This is a genomic window from Acinetobacter sp. NRRL B-65365 (genome assembly GCF_001605865.1).
GTDB classification, from domain to species: Bacteria; Pseudomonadota; Gammaproteobacteria; order Pseudomonadales; family Moraxellaceae; genus Acinetobacter; species Acinetobacter vivianii.
This window is the reverse complement of sequence record NZ_LRPD01000067.1, coordinates 175,518-191,988: the sequence shown is the minus strand read 5'-3', so window position 1 is coordinate 191,988 and position 16,471 is coordinate 175,518. Positions and strand designations below refer to the sequence as shown.

General features: G+C 42.3%; 15 protein-coding genes. 10 read left to right on the top strand and 5 right to left on the bottom strand.

The genetic code is table 11. The annotated features are described in order from the left end of the window. Positions 1–23 precede the first annotated feature (23 nt). A complete protein-coding gene (locus tag AWW72_RS17570; RefSeq protein ID WP_004774058.1) occupies positions 24–542 on the top strand; it encodes a hypothetical protein in 519 nt (172 codons plus the stop codon). 65 nt (positions 543–607) lie between these two features. On the opposite strand, the gene fadA is transcribed toward AWW72_RS17570, so the two are convergent. Together fadA and fadB are read right to left on the bottom strand one after the other, a co-directional pair. Further along, positions 608–1,780 (bottom strand): acetyl-CoA C-acyltransferase FadA, encoded by a 1,173-nt coding sequence (gene fadA / locus AWW72_RS17565; protein ID WP_062848154.1) that lies wholly within the window; start codon positions 1,778–1,780, stop codon positions 608–610. A 12-nt stretch (positions 1,781–1,792) separates the two neighbouring features. Further along, the gene (gene fadB, locus AWW72_RS17560) at positions 1,793–3,946 is read right to left on the bottom strand and encodes a fatty acid oxidation complex subunit alpha FadB (protein ID WP_047431485.1); all 2,154 of its coding nucleotides are present in this window, start codon (positions 3,944–3,946) and stop codon (positions 1,793–1,795) included. A 483-nt stretch (positions 3,947–4,429) separates the two neighbouring features. On the opposite strand from fadB, the gene AWW72_RS17555 reads away from it, so the two are divergent. From AWW72_RS17555 to pgsA, 6 genes are all read left to right on the top strand, one after another. Then, a complete protein-coding gene (locus AWW72_RS17555; RefSeq protein ID WP_062848153.1) occupies positions 4,430–5,518 on the top strand; it encodes a hypothetical protein in 1,089 nt (362 codons plus the stop codon). Positions 5,519–5,647: 129 nt separating this feature from the next. Continuing rightward, complete coding sequence (lpxO, locus tag AWW72_RS17550) at positions 5,648–6,562, top strand: lipid A hydroxylase LpxO (RefSeq protein ID WP_004774061.1); 915 nt, start codon at positions 5,648–5,650, stop codon at positions 6,560–6,562. Between the two features lie 90 nt (positions 6,563–6,652). Next, positions 6,653–7,075, top strand: coding sequence for a PH domain-containing protein (locus AWW72_RS17545; protein WP_062848152.1), 423 nt, complete (start codon positions 6,653–6,655; stop codon positions 7,073–7,075). 92 nt (positions 7,076–7,167) lie between these two features. Then, positions 7,168–8,967: an excinuclease ABC subunit UvrC gene (gene uvrC / locus AWW72_RS17540; RefSeq protein ID WP_081410396.1), complete on the top strand. Its 1,800-nt coding sequence runs from the start codon at positions 7,168–7,170 to the stop codon at positions 8,965–8,967. A gap of 104 nt (positions 8,968–9,071) precedes the next feature. Then, positions 9,072–9,869 (top strand): thioesterase family protein, encoded by a 798-nt coding sequence (locus tag AWW72_RS17535; protein ID WP_005255494.1) that lies wholly within the window; start codon positions 9,072–9,074, stop codon positions 9,867–9,869. 103 nt (positions 9,870–9,972) lie between these two features. After that, positions 9,973–10,560, top strand: coding sequence for a CDP-diacylglycerol--glycerol-3-phosphate 3-phosphatidyltransferase (pgsA, locus tag AWW72_RS17530; protein ID WP_005255491.1), 588 nt, complete (start codon positions 9,973–9,975; stop codon positions 10,558–10,560). 209 nt (positions 10,561–10,769) lie between these two features. Here pgsA and AWW72_RS17525 read toward each other — a convergent pair whose 3' ends face one another. Next, positions 10,770–11,549: an IclR family transcriptional regulator gene (locus AWW72_RS17525; RefSeq protein WP_005255489.1), complete on the bottom strand. Its 780-nt coding sequence runs from the start codon at positions 11,547–11,549 to the stop codon at positions 10,770–10,772. A gap of 434 nt (positions 11,550–11,983) precedes the next feature. On the opposite strand from AWW72_RS17525, the gene AWW72_RS17520 reads away from it, so the two are divergent. The 3 genes from AWW72_RS17520 to AWW72_RS17510 all read left to right on the top strand — a co-directional run bounded on the left by AWW72_RS17520 (position 11,984) and on the right by AWW72_RS17510 (position 15,341). Next, positions 11,984–14,077, top strand: a complete 2,094-nt coding sequence (locus tag AWW72_RS17520; protein WP_062848150.1) for an FUSC family protein — start codon at positions 11,984–11,986, stop codon at positions 14,075–14,077. Next, positions 14,070–14,276 (top strand): DUF1656 domain-containing protein, encoded by a 207-nt coding sequence (locus AWW72_RS17515; protein WP_004774072.1) that lies wholly within the window; start codon positions 14,070–14,072, stop codon positions 14,274–14,276. Before AWW72_RS17520 ends, AWW72_RS17515 begins: the two co-directional genes overlap by 8 nt. 63 nt (positions 14,277–14,339) lie before the next feature. Next, positions 14,340–15,341, top strand: coding sequence for an HlyD family secretion protein (locus AWW72_RS17510; protein WP_062848149.1), 1,002 nt, complete (start codon positions 14,340–14,342; stop codon positions 15,339–15,341). Between the two features lie 94 nt (positions 15,342–15,435). Here AWW72_RS17510 and ruvX read toward each other — a convergent pair whose 3' ends face one another. After that, positions 15,436–15,879: a Holliday junction resolvase RuvX gene (gene ruvX, locus AWW72_RS17505; protein ID WP_062848148.1), complete on the bottom strand. Its 444-nt coding sequence runs from the start codon at positions 15,877–15,879 to the stop codon at positions 15,436–15,438. Further along, positions 15,872–16,426, bottom strand: coding sequence for a YqgE/AlgH family protein (locus AWW72_RS17500; RefSeq protein WP_004774079.1), 555 nt, complete (start codon positions 16,424–16,426; stop codon positions 15,872–15,874). Before AWW72_RS17500 ends, ruvX begins: the two co-directional genes overlap by 8 nt. Positions 16,427–16,471: the final 45 nt, after the last annotated feature.

The window sequence follows — 16,471 nt, the reverse complement described above, 5'->3', positions numbered from 1 at the left end:
ATGAGGGATATTTGGAGCAAACGATGAATTTTTTTAAACGAGCAGCTTTGATCTCCCTGTTGATTCCTCTGGGTGTACCCATGGTTCACGCGCAAGAGGGAGAGGTCACGTCATTACCGACAATTCGGGTCATGGCTGAATCTGAGCTGCGGGAAGAAGTTGGATTTGTGCCTTATCAAGAAGATAAGCAAACCCGTCAAGCGCTGCAACATCGTGTCTATAAAATTCACAATGATATGCAGAATGCAGGTGTGACTGAAAGTCCGACCAGCGTGAATTATCAGCCTATGGCGGCACAGCCAGATTTGTCTCAATATTCTCCGATTTTGCAACAATACATATTGGCTGTTGCTTCTGGTTTTCAGTCCTCAGATCCAACCAATGGTCTTTTTAAAATGCTGGAACCTTTGAATATTAACCGCGGTAATATTGACGGCATTCGCAATGGCACAATTAAAATCGATTTAGGCGATATTTTGAAATTGCAGCAACAGATTAGAGATGGATTAAATCCACCACAGAATCCTTTGTTTCCGCGTTAAAATTTGATTCTGGTAATAAAAAATCCCCGCAAATTGCGGGGATTTTCTTTTTATCTCAGTGTCGATTAAACACGTTCGATAATAGTCGCGATACCTTGACCAAGACCGATACACATGGTCGCAAGACCAATTTGTGTATCTTGTTGTTCCATCACGTTCAACAAGGTTGTTGTGATACGTGCACCAGAACAGCCCAATGGGTGACCCAATGCAATCGCACCACCATTCAAGTTGATGATGTCTTGCTTTTCATAAACGCCTAAGCCTTTCATGACTGATAAGCCTTGAGCAGCGAATGCTTCGTTTAATTCGATGGTCTGGATATCCGCCATGGTTAAACCAGCACGCTTAAGCGCTTTTTGAGTTGCAGGTACTGGACCATAACCCATGATCGCAGCATCACAACCCGCAATGGCCATTGAACGAATCACAGCACGTGGTTTTAAACCCAATGCTTGAGCACGTTCAGCAGACATCAATAACATTGCAGATGCGCCGTCAGAAAGAGCAGAAGAAGTTGCTGCTGTTACTGAACCACCTTTAGGATCGAAAACTGGTTTCAATGCTTTGAATGCTTCAAGGTTCGCATCAGCACGAATTACTTCGTCGATGTCGCAAAGGATTTTGAAGCCATTTGCATCGTGACCTTCAACACCAACGATTTCGTTTTTGAAGCGACCTTCTTGAGTTGCAGCCCAAGCACGACGGTGAGATTCAACACCGAATGCATCCTGCTCTTCACGAGAGATACCATTCATGCGACCTAACATTTCAGCCGTTAAGCCCATCATGTTAGATGCTTTCGCATAGTGTTTAGACGCTTCTGGGTTGAGGTCGATGCCGTGCATCATACCGACGTGGCCCATGTGCTCTACACCACCGATGATGAATACATCACCTTGGTTGGTTGCAATCTGAGCTGCCGCAGTGTGGATTGCTTGCATAGAAGAACCACAAAGACGGTTTACTGTTTGACCGCCAGCAGTTTTTGGAATATCAGCCAATAAACCAATGTTACGAGCAATGTTCATACCTTGCTCTAAAGTTTGGTTTACACAGCCCCAGATTACATCTTCAACTTCTTTGGTATCAAACTGGTTACGAGCAACAAGTGCACGTACTAATTCAGCAGATAAACTGTCGGCACGTACATTGCGGAACATACCGTTACGTGATTTGCCCATGGCAGAACGAACGCCATCAACAATCACAACGTCACGTGGATTTAAAGTAGCCATTCACGTCGCTCCTTAACCGTAGAATTTTGTGTTGTTAGCAGCCATGTCACGCAACATTTGTGGCGCTTCATAAGCCTTACCTAAGTGTGCATATTTGTCGCAAAGCGCAACGTATTCAGCAACACCTGTTTGGTCGATGTAACGGCATGGACCACCGCGGAATGGAGGGAAACCAACACCCATAATCATTGCCATGTCTGCTTCAGAAGCAGTTGCAACGATCTTGTCTTCTAGGCAACGAACAGTTTCGTTACAGAAAGCAAGCATCATACGGTCAATGATTTCCTGATTATCAAACTCGCGTTTTTCACCAGTCACGAATGGTGCGATGATTTCGTATGCTGTTGGATCAACAGTTTTCGCTTTCTTGCCTTTCTTATCTAATACGTATTTGTAGAAACCAACGTCGTTCTTTTGACCAAGACGTTTTGCTTCGTACATTGCTTCGATTGAACCTTTGTAGTCTGGCTTCATACGGTCAGGGAAACCTTCTGCCATCACTTCTGCGCCATGAACACCTGTATCGATACCAACAACGTCGATCAAGTATGCAGGACCCATTGGCCAGCCGAATTTCGCCATGACATTATCCACTTGTTGGAAATCCGCACCATCTTTTACAAGAAGGTCGAATGCGCCGAAGTAAGGGAACAATACACGGTTAACCAAGAAACCTGGGCAGTCGTTAACAACGATTGGTGTTTTACCCATTTTTTGAGCAAGAACTACAGTTGTTGCGATTGCTTCTTCAGAAGTCTTTTCACCACGAATGACTTCTACAAGCGGCATCATGTGAACTGGGTTGAAGAAGTGCATACCTACAAAGTTTTCAGGACGCTGTAAAGCTTTCGCCAAACGTGTGATTGAAATTGTAGACGTGTTAGACGCAATAATCGTGTTTTCACGAACATGCTTTTCAGTATCAGCAAGTACGATTTCTTTTACTTTTGGATTTTCAGTTACCGCTTCGATCACGATATCCACTTCTTTAAACTCGTCATAGCTTAAAGTTGGACGGATGCGAGCAAGTGTTTCACCCATTTGTGCAGGTTTCATTTTCTTGCGTTCTACTTGCTTGGTGAGCAAGCCATTCGCTTCTTTCATACCCAATGCAAGTTGTGGGTTACCAATGTCTTTCATGATGATCGGTGTGCCTTTGCTTGCCGCTTGGTAAGCAATACCACCACCCATGATACCAGCACCTAATACAGCTGCTTGGTTGACTGGGTGAGCACCTTTCTCATATTTTTTCGCAGTTTTCTTCACGACTTGGTCATTGATGAATAAACCAATCAATGCACCCGCTTGTGGAGTAATCGCAGCTTTTGCAAAACCTTGTGCTTCTGCTTTTAATGCGTCATCACGGGTTGAGCTTGCGCCTGCTTGTAAAGAGTCAAGCAATAATTTTGGAGCAGGGTATTGAGCAGGGTTTGCTTTCGCAAGTACTGCACCTTTCGCCGTATTGAACGCCATCATTTGTTCAAGTGGGTTCAATTTGATTGCATCTAATTTTTCTTGACGCTTTGCTTTCCAGTTTAAACGGCCAGCAATGGCTTGTTTAACTAAATCAACCGCAGCTTCTTGTAATTTGTCAGCAGCAACAACCGCATCTACAGCACCGTCTTTCAATGCAGCAGCAGGTTTTTTCGGGTTCGCCATTGCCATCCATTCAACGGCATTGTCGATACCGATTAAACGGCTTAAACGTACGCTACCACCAAAACCAGGATAGATACCGAGTTTGATTTCTGGTAAACCAACTTGCGCTTGTTCTGACATCACACGATAGTCACACACCAAGCACATTTCAAAACCGCCACCTAGCGCTGTACCATTGATTGCAGCAACTTTAGGTAGATCTAAGTCTTCAAAGCTATTGAAGATTTCATGTACAGGCATAAGCCAATCAACGATCGCTTGCTCACCAGCAGCGAAGTTGTCGCCAAATTCAGTGATATCAGCACCAACGATGAATGTTGATTTGCCAGAAGTTACGACTAAGCCTTTAATATCGTTATTGGCTTTCACTGCAGCAATTGCTGCTTGGAAGTCTTCGATGGTTGCACGGTTAAATTTATTAACCGACTCACCTTGTAAGTCAAAGCGGAATTCTGCAATTCCGTCCGCAAGCATTTGGACGGTAATGGCATTGCCAGCGTGGATCATGCCTGATCTCCCTTGTTGTGGAGGATTCTAAGTGGATGTCATAAAGCGTATGTGCAGTTCGGCACACAAAAAAGCTTCGCTAATCTTACGATAACTATATCCAAAAAGGACATAACAAGTTGTATCAAGCCGTGACGCTAGGGTCATCATTTGTTTTTGTTATTCTGTTTTTAATCTTATGTTTTTGAAAATAATTAATTTTATCTTTTTCTTATTCATTTTTTAGGCTTCTATGAAGCTTTATTTATCTCCTAAAAACCGCTGCGATATTTTAACAATATGTCGTTTTTAACGATGTAGATAAGCGAGCTAAATCGAGCGTTATTTATATAAATTTAGACTTATTTATGAGTAGGAAATAACAAAGAAAAGTTCTTTATTAAATAAATCAGGTCAATTTATAAACACTGGACAGAAAGACTTGTCTATTTTTTTCTCTTTAGATAAACTTTATGTTATAAAAATGTTTAAGAAAGTAATATTATGTTAAAAATTAAATTTGTTGTTTTGGCAATGCTTCCATTGATGCTTAGTGCATGTGGAGGTGGTGGGTCTTCATCTAGTAATGACTCAAACTCTAATAGTAATAATTCTAACTCTAACGAAGTCAAGGCTGAGCTTTTCCCGAACGGGGAAGCTAAATTATTTAGATATTCAGTTGATATTGACTATAAACAAGAAAAGTTCGACTTTGATAAATCAGAGTGGAATATTGAGAAGGGAATTCTGCTTGAGAAAACAAAAAATCCTATCTTTTTTAATCACTACGTAACTGAAACCAATGGCTTATACGTTCCCGAAACGGAACAAAGCTATCGTGCAGATCGGGGCATTCGCGATAGTTTTATTCATTTAATGACCTCAACGACTTGGGTAACTTCACCCTATAACCAAGCTGGGTTTAACGATTTGAAATTTACTCAGAAGATGAAGGAAATTGATCTTCAGGGGGGAAGAATCGTTGATCAGTTTGCTCCAGCACTGATCTCTATGTACGAGTTTGAAGTGAATAATGGAGGCTCGCCTGATATGGGTGCAGTATCAAGCCAATTGGTGAAGATTTCTGATAAATTTCCAAAAGGGGCAAAGTGCATACAGACACAAGCATTTAGCTCTAATCAATTTTTCTTCGAGTTTGAACCGAGTACTTCTTTTGAAGTTCTGGATGCCAAAGTCTTACAGGACTGGGCTGATAAAGTATTTGATGCTGGCTATACTAAGCAAACAGTACCAGATGTCGAGGTATGGGGAAAAATTAAAATAGGTTCACTCTTAGAGCATAATGATGATCCTTCAGCCCCTGAATATTATCAGTTTGCACTTGAATACCAGGGCAAGGTCTACCACACATATCCGCAAAAACCAGAATGGAATACCGATGAGTTCGTAGAAGACCTGAAAAAACAATTCAGGGACACAGAGTGGTTTAAAAGTGTCGTTGTTCCTTTAGGTAAAGCAAAAGAAGATCAGTTCATGGCATCAGTAGATGCAAAAATGCGTAGCCAATGTGACTATTACAATGCAGAAGCTGCTAAATCTATGGATAGCGTTCTAAGTAAAGTCAAAAAATAAGTTCTATTTAGACAGGTATGTGGAGCACCCGTATACCTGTCGATCTATTTAAATTATGCAATTCTTGTTTGAATCAATAAATACGGTGTTAAAATAGCGCTGATTTTTTTAAAGCTAAAGCAATAGTCTATGATTAAGTGGATCATATTAGCGATTTTTATCATTTCTGCATTGTATATTCAGCGTCGTGGGAAAGTGAAGCATTCGTTTTATCGTCAATTTTTTGACCATTCGACGATTCTCGCGCCCATTAACTTTTTAATGTACATGTTTTCCAAAGTGCCGAATCAGCCGTATATCGACACACAGCATTTTAAGGATTTAAAAATCCTTGATGAAAACTGGGAAATGATTCGTGATGAAGCAAGAGCCTTGTATGACAAAGGTGGGATTAAAGCATCAAGTACTTATGATGACTTGGGGTTTAACTCATTCTTTAAAACAGGCTGGAAACGTTTCTATTTGAAATGGTATGACTCTGCACATCCATCAGCAGCTGAGCTTTGCCCAAAAACAACGGCTTTATTAAAAACATTACCAACTATTAAAGCTGCAATGTTTACTGAGCTTGCACCAGATAGTCGTTTGGTTCGCCATCGTGACCCTTATGCAGGTTCATTACGTTATCATTTGGGCTTAATCACACCGAATGATGACCGCTGCTTTATTGATGTAGATGGTGAGCGTTATTCTTGGCGTGATGGTGAAAGTGTCGTGTTTGACGAAACTTATATTCACTATGCTGAAAACACCACGGATCAAAACCGTATCATTTTCTTTGCAGATGTTGAACGTCCATTAAAAACACGTTTTATGGAAAAGTTTAATCACTGGTTTGGTAAGAAAGTGATGACGGCGGCGAGTTCACCAAATGAAGCGGGTGACCAGACAGGTGGCTTAAACAAGGCCTTTGGTTATATTTACCAGATCCGTATTAAAGCCAAAGCCTTGAAGAAGTCGAATCGTTCACTGTACTACTTCTTGAAGTGGTTCATTATGCTTGGTTTGTTCTTCCTTATTTTTATTCGTCCTTATGTATTTTAAGTTCGAATTAAATCAACGCCCGTAAGGGCGTTTTTTTATGGGGGACTGCGATAAGATATTTGAATTCATCAACATCATTTGGAAGCCCATATGCAAGTATTCCGTTCCAAAATTGACTGGTGGTTCTGGGGTGTGGTCATCGCAACCACAGGTTTATTGCTCCAATTTTTGTGGACCATGTATATCAAGGGAACGATGCAGCAATATCCTGAACATGCGCTACTTTATTTTTTAACCATTGCATTGTTATGGTGGCCAATTCTAAATACACGCTATATCGTGACAGAACAGCACTTAATGATTCATTCAATGTTATTTAAGTGGCAAATCAATCAGTCAGACATTATCAAAATCTCGGAAAGTCATAACCTCATTTCATCTCCTGCTTTATCTTTAGACCGTTTGCGCATTGATTATCATAAAAATGGTGTGGCAAGTCATATTTTGATTTCACCTAAAGATAAAGATGTTTTCTGCAAGGCACTTAATAAAACACGTTCAACTTCTAGATAAGCGTTGTACTTACAGGATATTCACATTTAAAACTTGAAAAAATCTTCCTAAGCATCACATCATGTGGTGTAAATAGAGAGAATAGGCATGCCGTGAACCCAAACGCTCGAGAACATATTGAAAAAATATTGGCGCATATGACCCAGTTACCTGGCGTTTATAAAATGCTAGGTAAGGATGGTGAACTACTGTATGTGGGCAAAGCCAAAAACCTGAAAAATCGTGTCTTGAGCTATTTTGTAAAAACCATTGATCATCCTAAAACGCAGGCCTTGGTGGCCCGTATTTATGATATTGAATCGCTGGTGGTTCGCTCGGAAACGGAAGCCTTATTACTCGAACAGAACCTGATTAAACTGCATCGCCCGCCTTATAATATTATGTTGCGGGATGATAAGTCTTACGTCTATATCTTTGTTTCTGCGGATAAACCTTATCCACGGATCGCCAGTGGGCGGGGGAAAGGCAAGCATCAGATTGGCAAATTCTTTGGGCCTTATCCCAGTGCCTATAGTGCCAGAGATACCTTATTGGTTTTACAAAAACTATTTAATGTGCGTCAGTGTGAAAACAGCTATTTTTCACAGCGCAAACGCCCATGTCTACAATATCAGATTAAACGCTGTACTGCGCCGTGCGTGGGCTTGATTAGTCCTGAAGATTATAAAGAAGACGTGGATAACTCGATTCGTTTTCTGCAAGGTGATACCAAAGAGCTGAATCAGGAACTGATTGGAAAAATGGAGCAGGCGGCAGAGGCACTGGAATTTGAGAAAGCCGTGTTCTACCGCGATCGTTTGGGCTTATTACGTGAAGTTCAGGCTCAGCAAGCGGTGTTTAAAATTAAGGGTGAGGCCGATATTCTGGCGATTGCTTATCAGGCTGGTGTGACCTGTGTGCAGATCATGCATGTGCGTAATGGGCGTATGCTGGGCGGAAAAAGTTATTTTCCAGATATGCTGGGCGATGATTTGGGGCAGATGCTCAGTGATTTTATGGCGAACTTTTATTTTCAGGTGGCAGATGAAGTACCGTCTGAATTGATTGTGAATATCGATATTCCTGACAAGGCACAGCTGGAAGAGGCTTTGCAGCAAACCTTTAATAAAAAGGTCCAGATCAAGCATAAAGTGCGTGAAACTCGGGCGGAATGGCTCGAGCTGGCGCAAATGAATGTGCAGCATGCGATTAAAGGCAAGTTGAGTAATCATCTGGAACTCAATGAGCGTTTTCATCAGTTAGAGCAGGTGGTCGGCCGCCCAATCGATCGTATTGAGTGTTTTGATATTAGTCATACCATGGGTGAAGCACCGATTGCTTCGTGTGTGGTGTTTGATCAGGGCGGCGCCAGAAAACGCGATTATCGTCAGTTTGCCATTCAGGATATTACTGGTGGGGACGATTATGCTGCAATGCGCCAAGCTCTGACCCGACGTTATAAGAAGAATATGCTGCCAGACCTGCTGTTGATTGATGGTGGTAAAGGGCAGTTGCATATGGCGATGGACGTGATGCAGGAACTGCAACTCGACGCCTTTATGATTGGTGTGTCTAAAGGTGAAGGACGTAAGCCGGGGCTGGAAACGCTACATTTTACCGATGGCACCAAGATTCAATTGCCAGAAGATCATAAAGCATTGCATCTGATTCAACAGGTTCGCGATGAAGCCCACCGTTTTGCGATCACCAAACATCGGGCTAAGCGCGATAAACGTCGTAGTAGTTCAGTATTGGAAGCCATTCCTGGTTTAGGGCCAAAACGTAGACGTGATTTGCTCACCCATTTTGGTGGTATTCAAGGGGTATTAAAAGCCTCTGAAAAAGAGTTAATGCTGGTTCCGGGCTTAGGTGAAGTGATGGCGCGGACAATCTATAAAATTCTGCATGAATAAAAAGTTCAATTGACTCAATCGTCCTGATGAGGTTGTATCAATGATCATTCACAAATCGCTAAAAACATTCAAAGATAGGATGTTTTGATCATGAAGGAAAAATGATGTCATTGCTTCCGCTCTATCAGCAGGTTGAACAACAAGAATGGATTGATATTCCATCAGGCTGGCTGCAAGGTCGCACGGTGTTTGGCGGTCTGGTCGCAGGCATTCTGATCCAGAAAGCTTTATCGGTCGTACAAGATGCGGCAAAGCAACTGCTCAGCTGCAATATCACTTTTGTAGGGCCTGTACAGCAAGGACAAGCAAAAATTACCGCGGAAATCTTACGTGAAGGTAAGTCCGTGACTACGCTTGAAGTAAGATTGTGGCAAGACGAAGCGGTGCAAAGTATCTTGATTGCCAGCTTTGGTTCGCCACGTGAGTCCCGAATTCATGTCGAAAATCTGCCACAAGTACCTGATTATCCTACGCCTGAGCAACTCGATAAAACATTTTATATTGAAGGACTCATGCCTGAATGCTTACAGCATTTCGAATTGTGCTGGGCTGAAGGCAGTTATCCAATGGCAGGCAGCAAAGTGCCTGACTTCGGTGGGTGGAGTCGTTTTTCACCAGATTTGCATCAGAACCGTGCGATGCAATTGCCTGATCTGTTTGCATTAATGGATGTATGGCCGCCTGGTGTATTGCCGATGTTCAAGACACCTGCACCCGCAAGTTCATTGACATGGCAGATTACTTATTTACATCCTGTGGCGGAGCAGATACAAGACTGGTTTAAATATAAAGTTGTGACAGAGTACGCAGAACATGGTTATTCCACCGAATATGCCTATCTCTGGAATCGTGAAAACCGTTTAATTGCGGTGCTTAGACAAACAGTTGCGGTTTTTGCCTAGTCGACACTGCGGTGCATTTCGTATAAAGTTGCCTACACATGAATACAATCTCAGCACATCCTTTGTGCAAACTGCATTTGATGCGAACAACATGGCGGTGTTTATGAGCACAGGGCAAATCCTGAACATTCCTAATATCTTAACCTTGGCACGTATTGCCCTGATTCCCGTGTTTTTGGTGATTGCCTATTGGCCACCAGCAATTGGAATTGCTGAGCATCATGGGGGAATGATGCGCCATATGGTACTGACTGCGATTTTTGTTTTGGCAGCGGTGACCGACTGGTTTGATGGCTATTTGGCACGAACCCTGAATCAAACTTCTGCTTTTGGGCGCTTTCTTGATCCAGTGGCAGATAAGTTAATGGTTGCAGCGGCTTTGATCGTTCTGGTGCAATGGCAACCGACCATTTCTATGGCGTTTGCTGCGATTGTGATTATTTCCCGTGAGATTACTGTTTCTGCCTTGCGTGAATGGATGGCGGAACTCGGTGCGCGTACCAGTGTTGCGGTTTCAACAGTCGGAAAATACAAAACAGCCTTTCAAATGATCGCGATCAGTGTATTCCTGTTGAACTGGAAACCTTTAGAGATCTGGGCCTATGCCTTGCTCTATGCTGCGGTCATTTTAACATTATGGTCGATGTTTATTTATATGAAAGCAGCTTGGCCATATTTAAAACAGCCTTAAGCATGATTTGAATACGAAAAGCCTTCTATTGAGAGGGCTTTTTTTATGGGATGAAAAATTTAAGGCAAGAAAAAAGCCCATAACAACGATGAGCTTAGTTCTCTGAGGAAAGTCATGCTCTTTGGGAGAGTATGCTGAAGAACATAATCATAATATGAGAATTTGTTGGCATTTACAACAGTGAAAAATGTAAATGTTTTTTAATATTCTCAAATTTGACTATTCTGGTTTTCAGAAAGCGTAACGAACTTATGTTCGATTTGAGAAGCATTAGTTTGTAGAATTTCGATGAGCTTTTGAATATTCAGGAAATCAAAGCGGTTCTTTGAGGCAACCAATGTCAAGGCGATAGGGGCTTCTTTGTTTGAGAAGCGAATCGGCACTGAAAGACCGCATACCATTGGGTCAATCTCACCTTGTGATAAATAGAAGCCCTGTTTCTTGATTTTTCGCATCTGTTGCATAAATTCATCTGCATTATTGGCAAAACCCACCTGTGCCAGTTCCTGCGTGAACTGTTGATAGTAAGCCTGAATCCGTTGTTTAGTTAAATGCGCAATCACAATCTTCGGGGAGGCACCGACATAAACAGGGCGTGGGCAACCTCGACCATATGAAATCAATTCAGCTTCCTTGAAGGTTTCATGATGCAGATCGATACAGTAATCATGATTTAAATAGGTGAGTAAACAGCACAGCTCGGTACGTTCTACAATATCGCGCATAAACGGAATACTGATCTGAATCAGTGGATCAGTACTATGCGAAATATAGTCAAGAACTGCGATTTTAGAACCAAGCGTGTAGTCACCTGATGTGCCACTAATCCGTTTGAGGATATCGGCAGAAACCAGTTCTTTTAAATAACGATAGGCAGTTGGTTTGGAGAGACCAAGCTCATCACAAATATTATCGACATTGATAATCGGACGTGAAACTGAAAATAAATCCAGCACGGTGAGAATTTTACCAAAACTCGAAATTGCCATGATGCGTTGTCTACTCCTTACAAAATAACGTGAAAACCGAACTTTTATTGCTTTATAACAGAAAAGGCTTAAGTGGTGTATGGGATTTTAAATTTGCTCTTCTTCTGTGAAGAAATAGAGTCTGATGCTGAGAAAATGATGAAATATTAACGTCATTATTTTAGATTAAAATTAAAAATTATCAAATAGTGATAATTTATGTTGACTAATTCGCTTTGTTTTGAAAAAATTAACACCACAATGTCTTATTTGGATAATTATTTTTAGGGAAATCTCTCTAAAAATACCAAGCACAAGCATTGTATATCACTCCCAATATCCAGTTTTATTCCTATCGATTGCCCTGATTTGAATTCTTCAGATCAGTCTGGACGAGTCGTCACATTTTTATGGATGTGATGAGGATCAAGCTGACCCTAAATTGAGACATGTTCATGCTATTTAAACAGTTGTTGGCTTTTAGACCAAGTCGACTCGACATCATCTTTGCGTGCAAAACATTTGTAGCAGGTATGCTGGCATTGTTTATCTCGTTTGAACTAGACCTGATTAACCCGATGTGGTCGATCGGTACTGTCCTGATCATTGCCAATCCTTATTCAGGCATGGTGTCTTCCAAATGTGTGTATCGTTTAGTGGGAACTGTTGCGGGTGCAATTATTGCGTTACTGCTCACACCGCATTTTATTAATACGCCGTGGCTTTTTACCATTATCCTGTCTTTGTGGGTGGGTTTTGCCTTGTATGTGTCGCTACTTGACCGTACGCCACGTAGTTATGTCTTCATGCTGGCGGGTTATTCCACCGCAATGATTGTGTATAACGCAATTACCTATATCGATACCTACAATATGTTTGATATCGCTTTGGCGCGGGTGCTGGAAATTTCGATTGGGGTGGTGGCGACTGCGGTTGTTTCTGCAACATTTTTCCCTGTCCATGTCGGGGCCATGATCAAGCAGCGTGTCAATAAGACTCTGAATGATCTGGAAAATACCTTTGAGCGTTTGATTACGGTTCAGAAAGAGCCAGAAAATTACACGCAGGTGCTTTCGGTAATTACCCGCGATGCATCAGATATTCATGCGCTGGCTGTGCATTTGGCTTATGAAAAAGGTGAGTTAAATGGCATGACCAAACCGTTGCAGGAAATGCTGCATCAGGTTTCATTGGTGGTGGCGAATCTGGTAGCTTTGTCGCAACGGGTGAAACAGCTCGGGCAAATGCAAGTGACCAATCTGACCCCACATTTAGATCGGATTCGTCAGGATACTTTGATCTTTCTAAAACAGGAAAGGGTTTTAAGTCCGGCAGATTTACAAGCTTTGCCTGATCGTTTTGAAGAAGATTTTGCTGAGCTGATTTCGATTGCAACTCCTGAACAGCAAATTGTGCTGGCTGCATTGAAAATGGATGTTCGTCATTTTATTGCCAATATTCTGGCGGTAAAACTGATCTGGCAACAGATTCAGCAAGGTAAAAAAGACATTCCTGCTGAAATTACGTCGATTACTACGAAATATCCGAGTTTGCATCGAGATCATGGTATTGCGATTCGTGGCGGAATTAGTGCTGTACTGATCACTTTTATTGTTACAGGTGCATGGATTTTGTCGGGCTGGAAAGCGGGCTTCATGATGGCACAAATGGGCGCAATCACCGCCTGTATTTTGACAGCGCTGGATAATCCTGTGCCTGTGCTACGCATTTTCATCTGGGGCAGTATTGTTTCGGCAGGACTGGTATTTTTATACGCCTTTGGTATCTTCCCGCATGTGACTCACTTCTGGCAATTGGCACTGGTGTTGTTCCCTGTATTTCTGGTGGCAGTGACCATGATGGCGAATCAGATGTTGATGCCAATTGGTATGGTATTGGGCATTAACACCATGATGGGTTTGAATCTGCATAACCAATACACCATGGATGCGGTGTCTTATCTGGACAGTTCATTTGCAATGGTGTTGGGTGTAATGGTCTCCCTGATTGTGATTGATCTGGTACGTGCCGTTTCTCCAGATACCAGTGCGACACGAATTTTAGCTTTGCATTATCAAGCGATGCGACAGGCATTACATCTGTCTTATGGCAGTGATTTCAAAATTCATTTACGCAGTATGTTAGATCGTGTCGGCGTATTGAATACCAAGATGGTACAAAATCCAGAAATTAAAACTGCAATTCAAAATGCGTTGGTTGAAAGTAGCTCGATTGTTGATCTGGTGCGGTTGCAAGAAATTAGTCAAAAATTGCCGCAAATGGTAGAGCTACAACAAGAAGTGAATGCGTTGCAACAGCAACTTACAGCGTATTTTCAGGCACAAGAGAAACAGCTCTCAATTCATCATTTCCCAGCAGAAATCGTGCAACAAATAGCGCGTTTGCAGCGTATTGCACCGCAGATTGAAGATGCTCAATTACGTCAACGACTCTTGATTTCGCTCAATAATATTTGCGAAAGCATTGGTCATATTTCCACAGAACAGCGCTATTCAGACATGTATGGCTTAGGTGTATCTCATGGGTGAACTTAATCTTTATGGCATTTATATTCCCATTCTTTTGGTACAGGCCATTATTGCCTATGTCTTGTTTAAGCTGGCTGGCCCATTGCTGGATCGCCTGATCAGTAAAGGTTGGATTGCACTCCCGAGTATTTTTAATTTGTGCTTTTACTTGGGGCTCATGCTACTGGTGCACTGGTTGTTCGTGTGGTTATGGGCTTAAGTGTTTTGAATAAAGTGTCTATGAAATTTAATGATTTAAAGATAAATGGTAAAGGTAATGAACATGAATGCATTTGATGTGAGAAAAGTCATACGTCCAATTGTATTACTACTGGCTGTGCTGGTTGCAGTGTATACGGTTGTGCATTTATGGAATTACTACAATGCTGCACCGTGGACGCGTGATGGCCGTATTCGTGGTGATGTGATTCAGGTCGCTTCAGATGTGAATGGCTTGGTCACTGAAGTGCTGGTGCAAGACAACCAGACCGTAAAAAAAGGGCAGGTGCTGTTTAAAATCGATGTCGCACGTCAGGCACTGGATGTGGAACAGGCCAAATCAGATTTAGCCAAAGCCAAAGCTGGTTTGGCACAAGCGCATGCCACGTTGGCAGGGGCCAAAGCCAGTTTGGTAAAAACTGAAGCAAACAAAAAATTAGCTGATAAAAATGCGGCTCGCTATGCCAGCTTAATGGATGGTGCGATTTCGAAACAGGAGCAGGATCAGGTCTTTGCTGTGCGTGATCAAGCTGTCGCAGAGAAAGAGCAATTGACTGCCAATATTGAACAAGCCAATGCTGCTATTCTGCAACAACAGGCTTTGATTGAGGTTGCAAACAGCGCGCTGCATTTGGCGCAATTAAATCTGCATCGTTCAGAAGTGGTTGCACCTGCGGATGGAACATTATCGAACTTTGATTTACGTGTGGGTAACTACGTTAAAGTCGGGCAAGCCGTGGCTGCACTTTTAGACCGTCAACAGCTTTATGTGGTGGGTTATTTTGAAGAAACTAAACTCAATCGTATTCATGTGGGTGATGCTGCAACCGTACAGTTGATGGGTGATCGTCAACAGATTCGTGGTCATGTGCAGGGGATTGCATCAGGGATTGAAGACCGTGAGCGCTCTGGCAGTTCAAATTTATTGGCAAATGTGAACCCAACCTTTAGCTGGGTGCGTTTGGCACAACGTGTACCAGTAAAAATTGTATTGGATGAGCAACCGCATAATCCATTAGCTTTTGTTTCTGGACGTACTGCGACAGTCAGAATTATTGAAAAATAATCAATGCGGTTTCCAAGTGGTCTAATTCATTCAAGAATGAGACAACAAAAAGCGGCATGGAACGCCGCTAAATGATAAAAAGTTATAGATTTCTTTAAGGTGTAATCCCGACAGGATCGTGATACCAGCTTTGAATTAATAATGCAGCAGCAAAACTATCAGCCGATAATCGCTTGGCCTGACCTTTGCTCTGATAAGATTCGAGTTCTTCTCTTGCTTCACGTGTGGTCAGACGTTCATCTACCATCCACGTTTCAATATTGGTTCGATGACGTAAACGACGGGCAAATTTCCGTGCACGAGCTGACAATTCAGATTCACTATCATCCATATTCAGCGGTAAACCCACTAAAAATAAGGTCGGTTGCCATTCTTTGACGAGCTTTAATAGCTTATCCCAGTCTGGAATACCGTCTTTCATGGCAAATAATGGCAGGGGATTGCTACTTTCGATAGTAGATTGACCAATTGCCATCCCCATTTTCTGTGTACCAAAATCAAAAGCCATAATGGATTGAGCTGTTTGCATATCAGGCATGACCAATCTCGGAAGCAAACCAGGTGCGATCTACACCAATTTTCTTGTATGCCGCGTCCCAGCGGTCGCCATAAGGCAGATTGAAAATCAAATCCATATCCGACTCACAGATCAGCCAGTCGCCGCGGGTAATTTCCTCTTCAAGCTGGTTTTTGCTCCAGCTGGCATAGCCCAAGGCGATTTGATAGCGACCCACACCTTCATTATGCGCAATTGCATCCAGAATATCTTTACTGGTGGTGATACAGACATTTTCGCCCACAGCAATAGATGAATGCCATGTTGGTTGGCCTGTATGTAATACAAAACCTGCTTCTGGACGTAATGGCCCTCCTTGCAATACGGCATGCGGATGCACATTATCGGCATCAATTTCTAAATCATTGAGTAATTCTTTGATCTGTAATTCAGAAGGACGATTGATGATAATGCCCTGAGCGCCGTCTTCATCATGGCGAGCGACATAAATGACTGTATTGGCAAAGAAGTCATCGGCCATGTCTGGTGGGGCGATTAGACAACGGTGAGTTAGATATTGTTTCGTCACCTAGGCGGTTCTCCCTCAATGTATTGTGCTGATCTATCTATATAG